This is a genomic window from Cupriavidus sp. 30B13 (genome assembly GCF_049059565.2).
Taxonomy (GTDB): Bacteria; Pseudomonadota; Gammaproteobacteria; order Burkholderiales; family Burkholderiaceae; genus Cupriavidus.
The window spans coordinates 2,445,149-2,463,209 of record NZ_CP188224.1 but is presented as its reverse complement, the minus strand read 5'-3'; the positions used below and the strand labels follow the sequence as shown (position 1 = coordinate 2,463,209).

Annotated in this window: 19 protein-coding genes; 11 read left to right on the top strand and 8 right to left on the bottom strand. The window is 67.4% G+C overall.

The window, feature by feature from the left end:
• The first annotated feature begins 108 nt into the window (after positions 1 to 108).
• Positions 109 to 882 (top strand): SDR family oxidoreductase, encoded by a 774-nt coding sequence (locus tag ACKI2N_RS30070; RefSeq protein WP_420992409.1) that lies wholly within the window; start codon positions 109 to 111, stop codon positions 880 to 882.
• Between the two features lie 147 nt (positions 883 to 1,029).
• On the opposite strand, the gene ACKI2N_RS30065 is transcribed toward ACKI2N_RS30070, so the two are convergent.
• The 3 genes from ACKI2N_RS30065 to ACKI2N_RS30055 are packed head-to-tail and all read right to left on the bottom strand — an operon-like array spanning position 1,030 to position 3,536.
• Positions 1,030 to 1,833: an ABC transporter permease gene (locus tag ACKI2N_RS30065; protein WP_420992410.1), complete on the bottom strand. Its 804-nt coding sequence runs from the start codon at positions 1,831 to 1,833 to the stop codon at positions 1,030 to 1,032.
• 5 nt (positions 1,834 to 1,838) lie between these two features.
• Positions 1,839 to 2,672: an ABC transporter permease gene (locus tag ACKI2N_RS30060; RefSeq protein WP_420992411.1), complete on the bottom strand. Its 834-nt coding sequence runs from the start codon at positions 2,670 to 2,672 to the stop codon at positions 1,839 to 1,841.
• 6 nt (positions 2,673 to 2,678) lie between these two features.
• Complete coding sequence (locus tag ACKI2N_RS30055; RefSeq protein WP_420992412.1) at positions 2,679 to 3,536, bottom strand: ABC transporter ATP-binding protein; 858 nt, start codon at positions 3,534 to 3,536, stop codon at positions 2,679 to 2,681.
• Between the two features lie 215 nt (positions 3,537 to 3,751).
• Between ACKI2N_RS30055 and ACKI2N_RS30050 the strand changes: the two genes are divergently transcribed.
• Entirely contained in the window at positions 3,752 to 4,621 is an 870-nt protein-coding gene (locus tag ACKI2N_RS30050) for a hypothetical protein (protein ID WP_420992413.1), read from the top strand.
• A 216-nt stretch (positions 4,622 to 4,837) separates the two neighbouring features.
• On the top strand, positions 4,838 to 5,644 hold the full coding sequence (locus tag ACKI2N_RS30045) for a c-type cytochrome (protein ID WP_420992414.1): 807 nt from the start codon (positions 4,838 to 4,840) through the stop codon (positions 5,642 to 5,644).
• 22 nt (positions 5,645 to 5,666) lie between these two features.
• Here ACKI2N_RS30045 and ACKI2N_RS30040 read toward each other — a convergent pair whose 3' ends face one another.
• A complete protein-coding gene (locus tag ACKI2N_RS30040) occupies positions 5,667 to 6,596 on the bottom strand; it encodes a LysR substrate-binding domain-containing protein (protein ID WP_420992415.1) in 930 nt (309 codons plus the stop codon).
• Between the two features lie 112 nt (positions 6,597 to 6,708).
• Here ACKI2N_RS30040 and ACKI2N_RS30035 point away from each other — a divergent pair, with 112 nt between their 5' ends.
• The 7 genes from ACKI2N_RS30035 to ACKI2N_RS30005 all read left to right on the top strand — a co-directional run bounded on the left by ACKI2N_RS30035 (position 6,709) and on the right by ACKI2N_RS30005 (position 13,046).
• Positions 6,709 to 7,875 carry a mandelate racemase/muconate lactonizing enzyme family protein gene (locus ACKI2N_RS30035; RefSeq protein WP_420992416.1) on the top strand — a complete coding sequence of 389 codons (1,167 nt, stop codon included), beginning with the start codon at positions 6,709 to 6,711 and terminating at the stop codon, positions 7,873 to 7,875.
• A 69-nt stretch (positions 7,876 to 7,944) separates the two neighbouring features.
• Positions 7,945 to 8,937: a tripartite tricarboxylate transporter substrate-binding protein gene (locus ACKI2N_RS30030; protein ID WP_420992417.1), complete on the top strand. Its 993-nt coding sequence runs from the start codon at positions 7,945 to 7,947 to the stop codon at positions 8,935 to 8,937.
• 266 nt (positions 8,938 to 9,203) lie between these two features.
• Positions 9,204 to 9,983, top strand: coding sequence for a GntR family transcriptional regulator (locus ACKI2N_RS30025; RefSeq protein ID WP_420992418.1), 780 nt, complete (start codon positions 9,204 to 9,206; stop codon positions 9,981 to 9,983).
• A 123-nt stretch (positions 9,984 to 10,106) separates the two neighbouring features.
• A complete protein-coding gene (locus ACKI2N_RS30020) occupies positions 10,107 to 10,982 on the top strand; it encodes an NAD(P)-dependent oxidoreductase (protein WP_420992419.1) in 876 nt (291 codons plus the stop codon).
• A gap of 121 nt (positions 10,983 to 11,103) precedes the next feature.
• Positions 11,104 to 11,496 (top strand): tautomerase family protein, encoded by a 393-nt coding sequence (locus ACKI2N_RS30015; RefSeq protein ID WP_420992420.1) that lies wholly within the window; start codon positions 11,104 to 11,106, stop codon positions 11,494 to 11,496.
• 94 nt (positions 11,497 to 11,590) lie between these two features.
• Positions 11,591 to 12,346 carry a carbon-nitrogen hydrolase family protein gene (locus ACKI2N_RS30010; RefSeq protein ID WP_420992421.1) on the top strand — a complete coding sequence of 252 codons (756 nt, stop codon included), beginning with the start codon at positions 11,591 to 11,593 and terminating at the stop codon, positions 12,344 to 12,346.
• A 181-nt stretch (positions 12,347 to 12,527) separates the two neighbouring features.
• Complete coding sequence (locus ACKI2N_RS30005) at positions 12,528 to 13,046, top strand: hypothetical protein (RefSeq protein WP_420992422.1); 519 nt, start codon at positions 12,528 to 12,530, stop codon at positions 13,044 to 13,046.
• A gap of 31 nt (positions 13,047 to 13,077) precedes the next feature.
• Here the strand turns inward: ACKI2N_RS30005 and ACKI2N_RS30000 are convergent, their stop codons facing one another.
• Positions 13,078 to 13,401 carry a putative quinol monooxygenase gene (locus ACKI2N_RS30000; protein ID WP_420992423.1) on the bottom strand — a complete coding sequence of 108 codons (324 nt, stop codon included), beginning with the start codon at positions 13,399 to 13,401 and terminating at the stop codon, positions 13,078 to 13,080.
• A 77-nt stretch (positions 13,402 to 13,478) separates the two neighbouring features.
• Positions 13,479 to 14,222: an SDR family oxidoreductase gene (locus tag ACKI2N_RS29995; protein WP_420992424.1), complete on the bottom strand. Its 744-nt coding sequence runs from the start codon at positions 14,220 to 14,222 to the stop codon at positions 13,479 to 13,481.
• Between the two features lie 109 nt (positions 14,223 to 14,331).
• Between ACKI2N_RS29995 and ACKI2N_RS29990 the strand changes: the two genes are divergently transcribed.
• Positions 14,332 to 15,255 (top strand): LysR family transcriptional regulator, encoded by a 924-nt coding sequence (locus ACKI2N_RS29990; RefSeq protein ID WP_420992425.1) that lies wholly within the window; start codon positions 14,332 to 14,334, stop codon positions 15,253 to 15,255.
• Between the two features lie 831 nt (positions 15,256 to 16,086).
• Here the strand turns inward: ACKI2N_RS29990 and ACKI2N_RS29985 are convergent.
• Both ACKI2N_RS29985 and ACKI2N_RS29980 read right to left on the bottom strand, forming a co-directional pair.
• Positions 16,087 to 17,115, bottom strand: coding sequence for a branched-chain amino acid aminotransferase (locus tag ACKI2N_RS29985; protein WP_420992426.1), 1,029 nt, complete (start codon positions 17,113 to 17,115; stop codon positions 16,087 to 16,089).
• 32 nt (positions 17,116 to 17,147) lie between these two features.
• On the bottom strand, positions 17,148 to 18,029 hold the full coding sequence (locus ACKI2N_RS29980) for a DMT family transporter (RefSeq protein ID WP_426990867.1): 882 nt from the start codon (positions 18,027 to 18,029) through the stop codon (positions 17,148 to 17,150).
• Positions 18,030 to 18,061 lie beyond the last annotated feature (32 nt).

The following is an 18,061-nucleotide window of genomic DNA, read 5'->3' as shown; positions in this document are numbered from 1 at the left end:
CGGAGGAGTTTATCTAACGCGAACCGGCAATTTATCTGGATTGCTGGCCAGCAACAAGATAGATATCCTTCTCGCCACACCCTTCTCCGAGACGTGAGGAATACCGACATGCCAGAGACTCCAGGCCGCGTCCCGCAGGCGCCGCTCATGCTGATAACGGGCGGCGGCCGGGGCGTAGGCGCGGCGACCGCGCGGCTTGCCGCCGCACAAGGCTACGATGTGGCGATCAGCTTTGTCTCCAGCGAGTCCGCCGCGCTTGCGGTGGCGGCTGACGTGGAAGCCGCCGGGCGCCGGGCTTTACCCGTGCGCGCCGACAGCGCGGATCCGGCGCAGGTGGCCCGGCTATTCGCCGCGATCGACCGCGAGTTCGGCCGCATCGACGTGCTGGTGAACAACGCCGCGATCATTGCGCAGCAGTCCCGGCTGGAGGATCTCGCATTCGAGCGGATGCAGCGCATCTTCGCGGTCAACGCGATCGGTCCCATCCTCTGCGCGCAGCAGGCAGTCAAGCGGATGTCGCATCGCTACCATGGCCGGGGCGGCTCCGTGATCAACATCTCATCGGCGGCGGCCCGGCTCGGCAGTCCAAACGAATATGTCGACTACGCTGCGTCGAAGGGCGCCATCGAGACCTTCACGACCGGCCTCGCCAAGGAAGTCGCGCGCGATGGGATACGGGTCAACTGCGTTCGCCCCGGGCACATCTACACGGACATGCATGCGAGCGGCGGAGAGCCGGGACGGGTAGATCGCGTCAAAGACTCGATCCCGATGGGAAGAGGCGGCCAACCCGAAGAGGTCGCGCGGGCGATCCTGTGGCTGGCAAGCGCCGAGGCTTCCTTCATCACCGGCACGTTCCTCGACGTTACTGGCGGGAAGTGAGCGGCAGGTGAGCGGCAAGCGAGCGGCAGGGTGCGGCGACGGCGGCGGTGCTCCCGACCCTGCGGGCACGCCCGGTGACCGCCGCCGGCCGGTTGCTTGCTCCCCTAAAGCCATCCCCGCGCGCAAGGCCAGGCAGCGCCGGCCCGCCTAGCTGCCGGTCGAGGCATAGTGGCGCAGCCCGATGCGCCAGACGCCAAAGGCCACGGCGAGAAAGGCGAACCCCGCCAGCGGCGACACCAGTCCGGCCCAGGCGGGCGCGCCAAGGGGATCGGCCTTGCCGAGTATGGCCAAGGCGGGGTAGTAGGCGACGCAGGCCAACGGCACGGCGAAGGTGATGATGTGGCGGAACCATCGCGCATACAGGGCCACGGGGTATTGCGCCGCCTCGACGCCGCCGTAGGTGAAGACGTTGGCGATTTCGAGGCTTTCGATGGTCCAGAACGAGAGCGTCCCCTGCAGCACCAGGATGCCCAGAAACAGCGCCACGCCGCCCGCGACCGCGAGCAGGGCGACCGCGACCGCTGCCGGTGTCCACGCGATGTCCGCCTGGACGGTCGCGAAGGCCAGTACCGACAGCCCTTGCAGCAGGCGCCCCAGGCGGCTGATGCGGACGTCGTATCCCATCAGCTGGAGCGCCAGCGGGCGAGGCCGCAGCAGCAACCGGTCGAATTCCCCGGTGCGCAGCAGCGTGGTGCCCAGGATGTCGAAGCCGCGCCCCAGTGCGTCGGCGATGGCAAACATGCAGTTCACCAGGCCATAGCACAGCGCGACTTCGCCGATGCGCCATCCCCGCACGTCGCCGAAGCGGTGGAACAGCGCCCACACCGCTATCACCTCGATGCCGGTGGCGAGGAACTGGCCCAGCGTGAGCATCAGGGCCGAGGCCGGATAGCGGGCCTGGCCGTTCAGCGAGGCCGCCGCGAGGCGGACGAACAGTGCGAGCGTGCCCATGCGGTTCACCCGCCTTGCACTTCGAGCCTGCGCATCGTGCGGCGCATGGCCACGCGGCCGGCAGCGACCAGCAGCACGATCCACAGGCACTGCAGCCCGAGCCCGGCGAGCGCCTGGCCGCCGCTCAGCTGCATCAGGTAGATGCGGGCCGGAATGTCCAGCACGCCGGCGAGCGGTTGCATCAGCAGCGCGGTCTGCCAGAAGTCGGGAAGCAGCGCCAGCGGCAGCAGGTTGCCGGAGAGCACGATCACGAGCGGCGTGGCCAGCGCATTGATGCCCCGCTCGTTGAGCGCCGCCGCCGCGGCGATGTTCAGCAGCATCACGAGCGACGTGGACAGCAGCAGCGCAAGCAGCGCCGAGGCAAGGAATGCCGCGCCCGCGGCCAGGCTGGCCGGTGGCTGCCAGGCCCATTCGCCGAGGCCCGCCAATGGCAGCGCGATGCCCGCAAACGCCGCCATCAGCGCCACGCGCGGCAGCACGCGCGCGGCGATCCAGCCGGCCGAACGCGCGAACCACAGTCCATAGGCATCGACCGGCCGCAGCCGGTCGTATGCCACGGCGCCGGTGCGCACGGCCTGCGCGACCTCGGGATCGCCGCCCCAGGGCAACAGCGCGAGCAGGCCCTGGGCCATCCACGTATAGGTGACGGACTGCGCCAGCGACAGCGGCGCGCTGGCCGCCGCCGTGCCGCCGTAGAAAGCCGCCAGCACCATGATCTTGATGGCGCCCCACCAGCACTGCGTGGCGAAGCCGCTGTATGCCGCCACCCGGTATTGCAGCATCTGCAGGAAGCGGGAACGGAGCGCGGCGAGATACGGACGCAGACGTTGCGATGCCATCGTCGCTCAGGCCTCCGCCGCGCCGTGCATCGCGTAGAAGCGCACGATGACCGCTTCGATCGTCATGCCGTCGTCCTCGGCGTCTTCCTGCAAGTCCTCGTCCAGCCGGCGGGCCGCCACCACCTGTGCGCGCAATGCATCGACGGGACAGTCGGCCAGCACGCGCCCATGGCCGATCACGATGACGCGCCTGGCCAGCGCCTCGATGTCGTGCATGTCGTGCGTCGTCAGCAGTACGGTGGTGCCGCGCTCCTGGTTGGCGCGCCGGACGAAGTCGCGCACCGCGAGCTTGGACGGCGCATCGAGCCCGATGGTCGGCTCGTCGAGGAACAGGATGTCAGGCTCGTGCAGCAATGCCGCGGCGATCTCCGCGCGCATGCGCTGCCCCAGCGACAACTGGCGCACCGGCTGATCGAGCAGCCGCTCGAGATGCAGCAGCGCTACCAGTTCGTCGCGCGTCCGGGCGAAGCGTGCCGGGTCGACGCGATAGATATCGCGCAGCAGCACGAAGCCGTCGCCGACCGGGAGATCCCACCAGAGCTGCGTGCGCTGCCCGAACACCACGCCGATGCGCGCCACGTGCCGCTCGCGCTCGAGGAACGGCACGCGCCCGTCGATTTCCACGCGGCCGCCGTCGGGCCGCAGGATACCCGCAAGAATCTTGATGGTGGTCGACTTGCCCGCGCCGTTCGGGCCGATGAAGCCGAGCAGTTCGCCGCGCTCCAGTTCGAACGACACCCCCGCGAGCGCATCGACCGTGCGGTAGCGGGGCTTGGCCAGCGCACGCAATGCGCCCAGCACCCCGGGGTCGCGCTCATGGATGCGGTAGGTCTTGCGCAGATGGCTGACGACGATCTGAGGCATGGCGGCGCGAATGAAATGGGGCTGGGATTGTACACGTGGCATGCCGGCGGCACAAATCCCTGAGCGGGCCCCCGATTCGGGGGGGTAAGGCCCCCCGGCATTCATGCCGATATGAGCATGAGGCCGGCATGTGTGCTGCCTGTGTGCCTGCCATGTCCCGATCCTGCCGGTGCGGGAGTCGGAGCGGCCCGCTTCCCATTGTCCATAGCCTTCCGATGATGTCTTTCCTGTCCCGCCGGTCCCTGGCGGTTGCGCTGACAGCACTGCCGCTTTTGCTTGCAGGGTGTGCCGCGCTCATGCCGCGCGGCAACCCAGGTGCCCCGGCACGCCGGCCATTAGCCAAACGTCAATTCATGAATAAGCCATTTCCAACGCGCCGGCCTCCTTTCCGCATGGCGGCTTGTGTCGCTGTCATTTCTCTCCTTTCCACGCCGGACTGGGCGAATGCCACTCCCGACGAGGCGCTCTTTCGCGTTTTTTCATCATGCGACCAGTCTTTTTTTGAAAAGCTGCATGCGGAAAAACCGCAATGGTCCGGACGCATGACATTGTCCACGGGCAAGGGCATTGCTTACCCGGCCGTGGAAAATCGCCGCTATGAGCGGATCAACTGGCAGGCTCTGCCACGGCCGCTCATCGTCGGGGGCGTCAAGCTGGTCGCCTACCACGACGCGAAGGACGAGTTTCCGGGCCCCCGGGGACTCAGCAAGAGAGTCTTCTGGGGATTTCTCGCGGAAGGCGAGCCCGCGGAACTCGCTGAAAAGCTGAAGCCCTTCGTCCAGGATGCGGAACGGCTCAGGCCGGCTACGGGCGTGGACTGGCCCGCCTGGATACGCGGCGAATTCCGGCTATCGACCGACCTCGCGGACGGACAATGGGAGAAGGCGGAGATACCGCTGGGCGAGGTTCCCAAGGCGGGGACCGTCGAGCGCATACTTCTCATCGAGCCGACCGAAACCGGGCCGGGACTGAAACTCGTCAGTGGCATGTCGACGGTCGAATGTTCGCTTCAGGGCGACTTTGCCCCGGCACTGCTGCAGCGCTTGCGTCCCGACCTGGACGATGCCGAGATTGCCGACTGGTAGGTACCGGGTATCGCTGGCAGGAGGGGCGATGCGCTTGCCGTGAGCGGTGTCGCCACTGTCTTCGCGGCGGCATGGCGCCCGGCGGGCGGCCTGCCCGGCTGCATGGGGATTGCCGGATTGACGCCGGCAGGAGGCAGAGGCTACCTTTGCGGGTGCCCCGGCCGGACGGGGCACGATCCCTGGAGCATGCCGATGGGCCTGATCAATCGCCGACTGATGCCTGTGCTCGCCCTGGCGGGCGCGTTGCTGGCCGCGTTGCCGGCGCCGGCCGCCGAACTGGTCCTGGAGGTCGGCCCGGCCAGGAAGCTGACGACCGCAGAGCTGCTGGCCCGTCCCGACGTCGCCACGATCCAGGTGCCGGCGGACGTCAGCTATCAGCGCACCATGACCTACCGCGCGGTGCCGCTGCGCGCCTTGCTCGGCGTGAAGAGCCTGCCCGAGCACGAGGACCTGCAGGTCACCGCGACCGACGGCTTCGTCTCCAACCTGCCGGCGCGGCTCGTGTTCGACGCCACCGGCAAAGGCGCCGTGCCGTGGCTGGCGATCGAGCCGCCGGACCAGCCCTGGCCGCGCACCGCCGGCGGCGCGGCCACCGGCCCGTTCTACCTGGTCTGGCTCGATCCGGCCGCCTCCGGCGTGCGCAGCGAGCAGTGGCCGTTCCAGGTGGCGTCGATGCGCGCGGTTCCGGCGCGCGGCGCGGAGTGGCCGCAGCTCAAGGTCGGCGACGAGGTGCCGGCCGGCTCCCCGATACGCAAGGGCAGCGTCCTTGTCGCGGCGCAATGCATGGTATGCCATCAGTTGAACGGCATCGGCGACGCATCGGTCGGGCCGGACCTGAACCGGCCGCACAACCCGACCGACTATTTCCAGCCGTGGGCCTTGAAGGCGTTCATCCGCAATCCGCGCGCGGTACGCGCGTGGCCGGAGATGAAGATGCCCGCCTTCGCGCCGCAGAGCCTGAGCGATGCCGACATCGACGCGATCGTCGCCTACCTGGCCTATATGTCGGCGCGCGGCCGGTAACCCGGGCGCGGTAACCCGGGCGCTATGCGCGCTGCTTGCCGGCAGCGGCTGCCGTCGCGGGCTTGTGGAATTTCTCCACCAGGAAATCGATGAACGCGCGCGCGCGCGCCGTCTGGTTGCGGCGCTGCGGGTAGTAGACGAAGAGATCGGCCGAAGGCAGCGTGAAGTCGGGCAATACCACGCGCAGCCTGCCGCTTTCCAGGTACTTCGCCAGATCCCATTCGGAGCGGATCAGGATGCCGTGGCCGTCGAGCGCCCAGCCGAGCACGATGTCGCCATCGTTGCTCGACAGCGCGCCGGCCACTTTCACGATCTCGCTATGCCCCTGGTGGGCGAAGCGCCAGATGCCGTGGGCGTCGTCGTTCTGGGTGTGGATGATGCAGCGATGCTCCGCCAGCTCGGCGAGCGTGGTCGGCGTGCCGGCTTTCTCGAGGTAGGCGGGGGAGGCGCACAGGAAGCGGCGGTTCGACATGACGCGCCGGGCGTTCAGGCGGTTGTCGGGCAGCGAGCCGAAGCGGATCGCGAGGTCGAACCCGCTCTCGACCAGGTCGACCGGCCGGTCGGTGACTTCCAGCCGCACTTCGACGCCGGGATAGCGCCGGGCGAAGTCCGAGACCAGCGGCGCGATGGTGGTGCGGCCGAAGCCCAGCGTGGCATTGATGCGCAGCAGCCCGCGCGGCTCGGCGCCGCTGCGCGAGACCGCGTCTTCCATTTCGCGCAGGTCGGCCAGGATCCTGGTGGCATAGGCCAGGTAGGTTTCGCCTTCGTTGGTCAGGCTGACGCTGCGCGTGGTGCGGTTGACCAGGCGCACGCCCAGGCGGCTTTCCATCAGCGCCAGCCGCTTGGTCGCTGCCGGCGGCGTCAGGTCGAGTTCGCGCGCCGCGGCCGAGAGGCTGCCGTGGCGGGCCAGAAGCATGAAGAACTCCAGCTCGGAGGCAAGGTCGGCTTTCACTCAAAGTAAATAATGAAGTGAATTTGATTCAATTCTAGTTGAGTTCCCGGCTACTAAGCTATCGATTCCGCACCCAACGCATCGTCCGCGCCGGTGCATCAGGAGACACCTCATGAGAATCGTAGACATCCGGGAGAAGACCTTCCCGATCAGTTCGCCCATCCGCAATGCCTATATCGACTTCAGCAAGATGACGCTGAGCCTGGTTGCCGTGATCACCGACGTGATCCGCGACGGCAAGCCGGTGGTCGGCTACGGCTTCAATTCGAACGGCCGCTATGGCCAGGGCAAGCTGATGCGCGAGCGGTTCATCCCGCGCGTGATGGAAGCCGACCCCGCATCGCTGCTCGATGCCGGCGGCGACAACCTCGATCCCCACAAGATCTGGGACACCATGTTCAAGAACGAGAAGCCGGGCGGCCACGGCGAGCGCTCCGTGGCCATCGGCACCATCGACATGGCGGTGTGGGATGCCGTGGCAAAGATCGAGGGCAAGCCGCTCTTCCAGTTGCTGGCGGACCGCTACGGCAACGGCACGCCCGACCGCAAGGTGTTCGTGTACGCGGCCGGCGGCTACTACTATCCCGGCCAGGACCACGGCAAGCTCAAGGACGAGATGCGCAGCTACATCGACCGCGGCTATACGGTCGTCAAGAAGAAGATCGGCGGCGCCTCGCTCGACGAGGACCTGCGCCGCATCGATTCGGTCCTGAGCGTGCTGCAGGACGGGCAGAAACTGGCGGTGGACGCCAACGGCCGCTTCGACCTCGACACCGCGATCCGGTACGCCAAGGCGCTCTCGCAGTACGATCTGTTCTGGTACGAGGAGCCGGGCGATCCGCTGGACTTCGAGCTGCAGGCGACCTTGCGCAACTACTATCCCAACCCGATGGCGACCGGCGAGGACCTGTTCTCGATGCAGGACGCGCGCAACCTGATCCGCTACGGCGGCATGCGCCCGGACCGCGACTACCTCCAGTTCGACTGCGCGCTCAGCTATGGCCTGGTGGAGTACCTGCGGACGCTGGACATGCTCAGGCAGCATGGCTGGTCGGCCAGCCGCTGCATTCCGCACGGCGGCCACCAGATGTCGCTGAACATCGCGGCGGGCCTCGGCCTGGGCGGCAACGAAAGCTACCCCGACCTGTTCCAGCCGTTCGGCGGCTTTCCCGACGGCGTCAAGGTCGAGAACGGCTATCTCACCATGCCGGACCTGCCCGGCATCGGCTTCGAAGGAAAGTCGGACCTCTACGGCGTGATGCAGGCACTATCGGCCTGAGCGGGCCTGAGCGGCCACCGGTAGCCTGAGCAGCATAGCCAGGCCAAAAAAAACACAACGGAGACAACCATGTTGAACAAGCAAGCTGCGTCTTATGTCGTCACCTTCTGCCTTGCCGGCGGTGCGTTTGCCGCTGCGGGCGCCGCGCATGCCGAGTACCCCGACAAGCCTGTCACCCTGGTTGTCCCGTTCGTGGCCGGCGGCCCGAGCGACAAGATCGCGCGCGATGTCGCCGAGGCATTGCGCAAGCCTCTCGGGCAGACCGTCGTGGTCGAGAATACCGCCGGCGCCGGCGGAACCATCGGCACCGCGCGCGTGGCGCGCGCCAACCCGGACGGATACACGCTGCTGGTCCATCACATCGGGCTGGCCACCGCGCCGTCGCTCTACAAGAAGCTCGGCTACAAGACCAGCGACCTGGAGTTCCTGGGCCTGATCAACGAAGCGCCTTCGACCCTGATCGGCCGCCCGGACCTGCCGCCCAACGCGCTGCCCGAGCTGCGCAAGTTCATTGCCGACAATGGCGGCAAGCTGAATCTCGCCAATGCCGGGGTGGGCTCGGCCTCCCATCTGTGCGGCCTCGTGCTGCAAAACGCGCTCAAGAGCAATATGACCCTGGTGCCCTACAAGGGCACCGCGCCGGCCATGACCGACATCATGGGCGGGCAGGTCGACCTGATGTGCGAGCAGGCCACCAACAGCACGCCGCAGATCGAGGCCAGGAAGGTGAAGGCCTACGGCGTGACCAGCGCGCAGCGCTCGCGGGTGCCGGCGCTGGCGAATATCCCTACGCTGGGCGAGGGCGGCATGCAAGGCTTCGACTTCACGGTGTGGCACGGCCTCTACGCGCCGCGCGGCACGCCGCCCGCGGTACTGGCCAGGATCAACACCGCGCTCAGGGCCGCCCTCAAGGACACCGCGCTCATCCAGCGCGAAGAAGCGCTCGGCGTCACGGTGGTCAGCGACGAGCGCCTGTCTCCGGCCGGGCACAAGAAGTTCTTCGAAGGCGAGCTCAACCGCTGGTCGAAGATCATCACCGACGCCGGCATCCAGCCTGAGTGACGCCTGCCGGGCGATGTCTGTCTTCGTCCATCTGCGGCGATCCCCGGCGTGGCGGCGCCGCGCCCGCGCGGGTGTGATCGCGGCTTCGCCGATGCCCGGGGACGGTGGCCGCCGGCGCACACGCGGCCGCGCGCAAAGTGCACTGCCGCGCGCGTTGCCCGGCGCGCCCTTGCGGACCCCCGCGGCCATCGACTACGTTGAATCCCTGGGCCATGTGGCCGCTTTCATGGGGACCAGCGATGAACAGGGTCATAGGACGCCTGGCCGTGCTCGTTGCCTTGGGTGTGTGCGCCTTCCATGGGGCGCGGGCATCCGACATCGACTGTCAGTCAGCGCCGGGCGCGGGGTCGATCCGCTGCGAGGATCCGAACGGCAACGGGATGCGATGCTCGCTCGTGACCGAGCGCGCGCGCAACCAGAACCTGCTGTGCGGCAACGCGCAGCTCGCGGGCCGCTACGAGCGCATCTACGCCGAACAGCAGAAGCTGCTGCGCGCGGGCGCCATCGGCGAGACCGATGTCAATGCCTGGCGCAGCAAGCGGGATGCGTGCGACTCCACGGCCTGCCTGGAAAGCCTGTACCACGAATGGTGGCGCTGGCGCGATGCGGGCCGCTTCAAGCCGGCACAGGCCACCGCCGCAGCCGCCGCGCCCAAGCCCGCGCCCGTGGCCCCGGCGGCGCCGGTAGCAGAGCGGGCGCCGCCGGCCCGGTCGGCTGCCATGCAGGAGAGCCCGCCACCGGCCGAGCCCGCGCTGTCCGCGACCGGCGCAACCGATGCAACCGGCGCGGCTGGCACTGCGCCGGCACAGACCACAACCGCGCCGGCCGAGCCCGGGCCGGCCGCGGGCACCGTGGTCTTGCCGGCCCTGCTGACCGGCTTCGCCACCGTCGGCATGGGCACCGCCTGGCTATGGCGGCGCAGGCGCGGCCGGCCCGGCCCGGCCGGACCCGCGCGGCGCCCGGCCGTCTCCGCGGCGATGGCGATCTTCTATGGCTTGCTCATCGTGAACGCCTTGCTGCTGCCGTTCACGCTGGGGTGGAGCTAGGCATCCTCGCCCCGGGTCCGCGGCGGTCCTGAAAAACCGCGTGCGATGGATTAGCATGGAGCCCCGGCCCGGTGGCCGGTGCCACCGGGGCAATGCATGCCGGGCGATTTCAGGGAGCCGTCGATGAAGATTGGATTTATTGGACTGGGAAGCATGGGGCGCGCCATCGCGGCGAACCTGCTCAAGGGCGCCGACGATGAGGTGCTGGTCTGGAATCGCTCGGCCGCGCCGGTGCAGGAACTGGCCGCACTCGGCGCCAGGGGCGCCGGCACGCCCGCCGAGGCCTTCGGCGCGGACGTGGTGTTCACCATGCTGGCCGACGACCAGGCACTGCGCGAGATCCTGCTTGAAAGCGGCCTGTTCGAGCAACTGGAGGCGCCGCTGATCCTGGTCAACATGGCGACCGTGTCGGTCGCCTTTGCCACCGAACTGGCGCAGCGCTGCGGTGCGCGCGGCATCGCCTACGTGGCGGCGCCCGTCATGGGCCGGCCGGACGCCGCGGCCGCGGCAAGGCTCAACATTCTCGCGGCCGGCCCGGCCGATGCCGTGCAGGCGCTCAAGCCGCTGTTCGCGCGGATCGGGCAGAAGACCTGGGAGTTCGGCGAGGATGCGCCAAAGGCCAACGTGGTGAAGCTGGCCGTGAATTTCATGCTGGCTTCGGCCGTCGAGACGCTGGCCGAAGCCAGCGTGCTGACCGGCGCCTACGGCATCGCGCCGGCCCAGCTTCTCGAACTGATCACGGGCAGCATTTTCCCCGGGCCGGTCTATCAGGGCTATGGCGCGCTGATCGCCGGTGGCCGCTACGAACCTGCCGGCTTCAAGGCGGCGCTCGGGCTCAAGGACCTGCGCCTGGCGCTCGCCGCAGGCGATGCGGTGTCCGTGCCGTTGCCGGTGGGCAGCGTGGTCCGGGACAGCCTGATCGACGCGGCGGCCCACGCCGAAGGCAACATGGACCTGGCGGTGCTGGGACAGGTCGCGGCGCGCCGGGCGGGGCGATGAGCGGCGGGATGAGCGGCGCGGGCGCGGTGTGGGCAACCACGGCCGTCGCGCTCCCCGCCGGCGCCGCGATCCGCGCTTGCGCCATTCACGCTTGCCCCATTCCCTGAAGCAGGAGGTTGCCATGCCCATCGTCAGAATCGATCTGTCGAACACACATTCCGCCGAGGTGGTGCAGGCCATCGGGGACGTGATCTACGACGCCATGGTCAGCGTGGCCAGTGTCCCCGCGGACGACCGCTTCCAGATCGTGTCCCGCCACGCCGACGACGAACTGATCTATCCCAGGCAGGGCTATCTGGGCGTCACGTACACGAAATCGATCGTCTTTATCCAGGTGACCTGGAACGCCGGCCGCACCATCGAGGTCAAGCAGGGCTTCTATCGCGCGGTGGCCGATGGCATCCATGCCAGGACCGGCATCCGGAAAGAGGATGTCTGGATCAGCCTGGTCGACGTGAACCGGGTCGACTGGTCATTCGGCAACGGCGAGATGCAATACGCGCCGCCGCCTTGATGTCCACGGGAGCATCGTGCTGGAATACAGGCGGCGCGCGCGCCCTCTCTTTCTCTTTTTCTCTCCTTCTCTCTTGCTCATTGCCGATCCTGCCATGCCAGACCTGACCGTCGCCGCCGCGCAATCGATCTCGGTCGCCGGGGATGTGAAAGCCAACGTCGCGCGGCACCTGCGCTTGATGCAGGTGGCGGCCGGTCTCGGCGTCCGGTTTATGGTATTTCCCGAACTGTCGTTGACCGGCTATGAGATCGGCCGCGGGCGTGAACTCGCCATGCGGGTGGACGACGACAGGTTGCTTGCCCTGCGCGAGCAGGCGAAGCGCTCAGGCATGACGGCCGTGGCCGGCGCGCCGGTATGCGCGGCGGATGGCGGCAAGGTATTCATCGGCGCCATCGTGCTGGGAAGCGCCGGCGGGATCGCGGTCTATACGAAACAGCACCTGCACCCGGGCGAAGACACCGTGTTCAGCGCCGGCGACGGCGGCGAACCGGTGACGGTCGGCGGCACCGGCATCGCACTGGCCGTCTGCGCCGATTTTTCGCAACCCGGCCACGCCGCGCGGGCAGCGCAATCGGGCGCCGGCATCTATGCCGCCGGTGTCCTGATCGGCGAGAAGGGATACGCGGCGGACTCGCAATTGCTTGGCGGCCATGCCCGCAGGCACGGCATGGCCGTGCTGATGGCAAATCACGGCGGGGAAACCGGCGGCTGGGCATCGGCCGGGCGCAGCGCGTTCTGGGCCGCCGACGGCCGCTTGGTGGTCGCTGCCCCGGGCGTCGGGGACAGCCTTGTCATCGCGGCCCGGAAATCGGGCCATTGGTCCGGGAAGGTCGTTGCCGTGCAGATCTAGATCCTGAGGGGCCGGGGTTTGGGCGGGTTGCGAGGGCTGGGTGGAACCGCCCGGTTCCCGATGGAATATTTCCCCTGGCTGCCGCGTTTACCAAGCATGCCTGGAGCGGCAGCGGCGTGCACTATGCATGTAACGGACCCAGGCTGTCGGCAAGTACCGCTGTCGGCACTGGAGAATAGTCATGCAATATCGCTTACACGGATGGATGGCCGCGCTGGCGGCCGCGCTCGCGCTGTCTGCCTGCGCGTCGCTGGAGCCTGTCCAGACCGCGCAGACAATGATCGGCGGCTCGGAAAGCACCGTGCGCCAGGCCTTCGGCGCGCCGACGGAGACTTACCGGCTTGCCGGCGGCACCACCCGCTGGATCTACTCCAAGCAGCCGCTCGGCCATGAGGTCTATGCCGCGGATTTCGACGCCAGCGGAAAGCTGACCCAGTTCCGCCAGATGCTGACCGAGACGGAAATCTACAAGGCTAGGCCGGGCGTCTGGACCAAGCAAGACGTGGCCGAGCGCTTCGGGCTGCCGCGCGAGCCGGTGCAGTATTACCCGCTCATGAAGCGCGAGGCATGGTCGTACCGGCTCTATGCCGCTGGCTACCAGCCGGCGCACTTCAGCGCTTATTTCGACGACAAAGGCGTGCTGGACCGCACGATGATCATCGTCGATTCGTTCGGCGGCGACCGCGGGCGCGGCAAGTGATGCCGGCTATCTCGTGCTCACCTTGCGTGCGTCACTTGCCCGCGCGGACGTAGCTGCGCACCGGCGCCAGGAACTCCAGCGTCCGCGCGGCCTTCAGCAGGCCGGGCAGGGCCGCTTCATAGGCCTGGCGGTAAGGCCGGCTCAGGTGATACGACTTGAAATAGGCTTCGCTGCAGGCCCAGGTCTCGTAGAGCACCAGCGTGTCCGGGTCTTCCACCGAGCGGTGCAGGTATGTGTTGATGAAGTCCGGCTCGCGGGACATCTGGTCGAGCACGTGGCGCAGTTTTTCCTCGATTTCCTCGCGATGCTCGGGCTTGCCCGGCAGGTGGACGATAAAGGCGGTGGTCTCGCTCATGTATTTCTCCGATGTATTTCGCCGGCGAGCCGGGCCGCGCATCGCGCGCGGCCCGGCAGGCCAGGCGGTCCGGCCGGTCAGGCGTTGAAGCCGCCGTCGATGGTCAGGCCGGCGCCGGTCACGAAGCCCGCCTCCGGGCTCGCCACATAGGCCACCATGCCGGCGATCTCGTCGGCGCTGGCATGGCGCTGCAGCGCCATCAGGCCGTGCATGGTGTCGGCGAAGTCGCCGGTTTCCGGGTTCATGTCGGTGTTGGTCGGGCCGGGCTGCACGTTGTTGACCGTGATGCCGCGCGGGCCGAGGTCGCGTGCCATGCCCTGCACCAGGCCGCGCAACGCGGACTTGCTCATGGCGTAGGCGCTGCCGCCGGCGAACGGCATGCGCTCGGCGTTGCAGCTGCCGATATTGATGATGCGCCCGCCGTTGCCCATGTGCGGCAGCACGGCCTTGGCGGCGACGAACACCGCGCGCACGTTCACGTTGAGCGTCTCGTCGAAGTCTTCCAGCGAGAAGCTCTCCACCGGCCCCATCCGCAGCACGCCGGCATTGTTCACGAGGATGTCGATCTTGCCCAGCCGGTGCGCCACATCGTTGATGGCGCCGTTGAGCGAGGCGGGGTCGGCCACGTCGGCCTGCACCGCGATGGCGCGGCCGCCAGCGGCTTCGACGGCGGCGACCAGTTCGCCGGCGCCGGCCGCGGAGCTGTGATACGTGAAGGCCACGGTGGCGCCGTCGCGCGCCAGCCGGCGCACGACCGCCGCGCCGATGCCGCGTGCGCCGCCGGTGACGAAGGCGACCTTGCCGGAGAGGGAAGCAGACATGATTGGGTTCCTGGGTGATTGGGTGTGAGCGAAGTATGGTCACTGGACACCCGCTCCGCTAGACCGTAATCTGGATCATCTGCTTCAACCATGGGTATAAGCTGGCGTCATGGAAGCCCTCAATCTGCTCGAATCGTTTATCCAGAGTGCCGAGACCGGCAGTTTCTCCGCCGCCGCGCGCCGGCTCGGCGTGACGCCCGCCGCCGTCAGCAAGAACGTGGCGCGGCTGGAGGCCAGCCTGGGCCTGCGGCTGTTCCAGCGCAGCACGCGCAACCTGACGCTGACCGCCGGCGGCGAGCAGTTCCTGCACCAGGTGAGCCACCCCTACGGCGCACTGCGCGATGCCTTCGCCAACGTCTCGCAGGACGACGGCAAGCCCGCCGGCGTGCTCAAGGTCAGCGTGGCGGTGGCGTTCGGCACCGAATACCTGGTGCCCATGCTGGGGGAGTTCCTGGCGCGCTATCCCGCCATCGTGCCCGACTGGCATTTCGACAACCGCCCGGTGGACCTGATCGGCGGCGGCTTCGATGCGGCCATCGGCGGCGGCATCGAGCTAACCGAAGGCTTGGTGGCGCGCGAGCTGGCGACCACCTATATGGTCGTGGCGGCATCGCCGGCCTACATGGCCACGCGCGCCATGCCCGCGCACCCGGCCGACCTCGCCAGCCTCGACGCCATCGAGCGCCGCTCGATCGCCACCGGCCGCGTGCGGGCCTGGACCCTGCGCAACCAGGTCGGCGAGGAAGCGCCGGTCAGCGGACGCACACGCGTCATCTTCGACGACCCCGAGGCCATGGCACATGCCGCCATGTTGGGGCTGGGCGTGGCCATGCTGCCGATGCAGCATGCCGCGCGCTGGCTGGAGAGCGGGGCGCTGGTGCGGTTGCTGCCGGGGTGGTACGCGGAGCATGGGGGGGTGTCGCTTTATTATTCGAACAAGACGTTGTTGCCGCCTAAGACGAGGGTGTTTGTGGAGTATGTGGTGGATTTTTTTCGGCGGAAGAGGTTGGCGGCTCGGTTTGATGGTCGCTGATTTTTTATTTTAAATTATTGTTTTTATTTTAAATAAAAGTCAAATTCAAATTCAAAGTCAAAGGCTTTCGCTCCCCCGGAGCGACCTACTTTCTTTTTTCCGAAAAGAAAGTAGGCAAAGAAAGCGGACTGCCTGGCCGGCAGGGGCAGAAACGTTGGGATTGCTGATTGTTGGGGGTTTCGTGGTGGGGACTGCGGTTCTGCTGGCATCCTGCCGGTACCGGTTCGACCCACCACGATCTTGCTCGCGATATGGGTTTCGGGGTGAGACCTATGATGGCGGGTGCACTGCTTGTTCTGCCATCTGCCGTTACCGGTTTTGGCGGCCACGACGTAGCACCCTCGTGTTTTCGTGGTGGGCGTCGTGGACCGGGGCGCGGGTGTATGGGGCTACGTTCAAGCCGGGGCCACCGCGCCCACCACGAAACCAGTGCCGGCCCTATAACGTGTCGGCCCGCTCCGGTTGCGGCAGCAGCTTGGACCACCTGGGCTACCGCCATCATGCAGCGCCACCATGAATCGGACACCACCCGGGATGTCGCTATGGTCAGCGCCGGTAGCGTCAGCAGTCCAGCCGAAGCCAACGCGCCCACCACGAAACCACCATCAGATTTAAAGTCTGAGCGCCCAGCCTTCTGCAAGAATCGCTTTCTTTTGGTTACTTTTCTTTTCGAGAAAAGAAAAGTGACACTTACATGTGTGCGAATGGGCTATCAAGCTCGGGCCGTTAGGCCCACGGACTCAAGCATACTCTCATAAGGGCCAAACAAACCAATCAAGCCCGAGCCGCCAGGCCCCCCTCCCTGCAGCCCGAACAAGAAAATCCGTCCCCTCAAACCTTGACGATCCATCCCTCCGGTGCTTCGACCCGCCCGGTCTGGATTCCCGTCAATGTATCGAAAAGCCGTTGCGTCACCGGCCCCGCCTCGTTCCCTTCCTGGAAGACATGGACCTTTTCCCCATGCGAGATCGCCCGGATGGGCGTGATCACCGCGGCGGTCCCGCATGCTCCGGCTTCTTGCAGTTCGTCCAGCCGGTCGATGAACACGTCGGTTTCGACCGCGGGCATGCCGATGTAGGCCTGCGCCAGGTGCAGCAGCGAGAGCCGCGTGATGCCGGGGAGAATCGATGCCGAGTGGGGCGTGACGAAGCGGCCGTCCTTCGTGATGGCGAAGAAGTTCGCCGTTCCGACTTCCTCGATGCGGGTGCGCGTGCGGGGATCGAGGTAGATGCAGTCGGCGAAGCCGGCCTGCTTGGCTTGCGTGCCGGGCAGCAGGCTGGCCGCGTAGTTGCCGCCTACCTTGGCGGCGCCGGTGCCGTTGGGGGCGGCGCGGTCGTAGTCGGACACGGAGAAGATCTGTGCTTTCAGGCCGTCTCTGTAGTAAGGGCCGACCGGCACGCAGAAAATGGAGAAGATGAATTCGGGCGCCGTGCGCACGCCGATGCCGTCGCCCACGCCGATCACGAACGGGCGCAGGTAGAGCGCGCCGCCGGTGCCGTAGGGCGGGATGAAGCGGGCGTTGGCCGCCACCACTGCCTGGCAGGCCTTGATGAACATCTCGGTCGGCACGTTCGGCATGAGCAGGCGGTCGCAGCTGCGCTGCATGCGCAGGGCGTTCTGGTCGGGGCGGAACAGGTTGATCGAGCCGTCTTCGGTGCGGTAGGCCTTCAGGCCTTCGAAGCACTGCTGCCCGTAGTGCAGCGCGGTCGAGCCTTCGCTGATATGGAGGGTGTTGTCCGCGACCAGCCCTTCTTCGTGCCAGGCGCCGTTTCTCCAGTGGGCCCGGTACCGGAGGTCGGTCTTGATGTAGTCGAACCCCAGCCGGTCCCAGTCGATGGCGGGGGTCTCTGCGTTTGTCATTCAGCTCTCCATTTGATTGAACAGGATCACGGTCACGATGCCATTGTCTTGATCCGGGGGTTCGCTGTCCCGAACCGGAGCGGCACGGTGGCAAACGCCACCCCGCCGAACACCAGCGCGGACGCAGTGAGATGGTACCAATGTAGCGGCTCTCCGAGCAGGGCGGCGCCGCCGAGGAAGGCGTACACGGGAATGAGGTACATCGACGTGCTGCCGCGGGACGGGCCAAGTGCGCTGACGACCTTGCCATACGCAGCGTACGCTCCGATGCCGGCAACCAGCGCGATCAGGAGTATGGTGCCGAGGGCGCTGGCCGTCATGACCGGGGCGCCGCCACGGAGCCACCATTCGAGCGGCGCCAGCGGGATCAGCATGAATGCGCTGCCCGCCGCGGTGGTCCACAGTTGCACCAGCGGCGGCAACTGGAGCTTGCGCCGCCGCAGCAGGGAGGTGTAGAGCGCCCAGGCGACGGCGCCGATGAAGGCCAGCAGGTCGCCGAGGTTGACCTCGAATTCGGCCACGCGGGACATCCTGCCTTCGAACACCACGATGCCGATGCCGGCGAACGAGATCATGGCGCCGAGCATGACGGCGGGCGGCAGCGCCGTCTTCCAGATGAGCCGGTCGAGCAGCGTGACGAGGATGGGCGTCATGGCGAAGACCAGCGCAATATGGCCCGCGCTCGTAAAGCGGGCGGCGGAGTATTGCAGCGAGATGCAGACGGTGCCGCCGAGAAAGGCCAGCACGGCGAGGTCGCGGATGCGCCCGCGCATGATGGGCAGGCTGGCCTTGAGCGGCCTGAGCACGAAGGGCGTCAGCACCAGCGCCACGATCAGCCAGCGGCAAAGCGTCAAGGTCAGCGCGGGGACGGTCCCGCTGATCCATCGGCCCGCGAGCATGTTGCTGGCGAACATGAGCGGGGTCAGGGCGAAAAGAAGCTTGACGC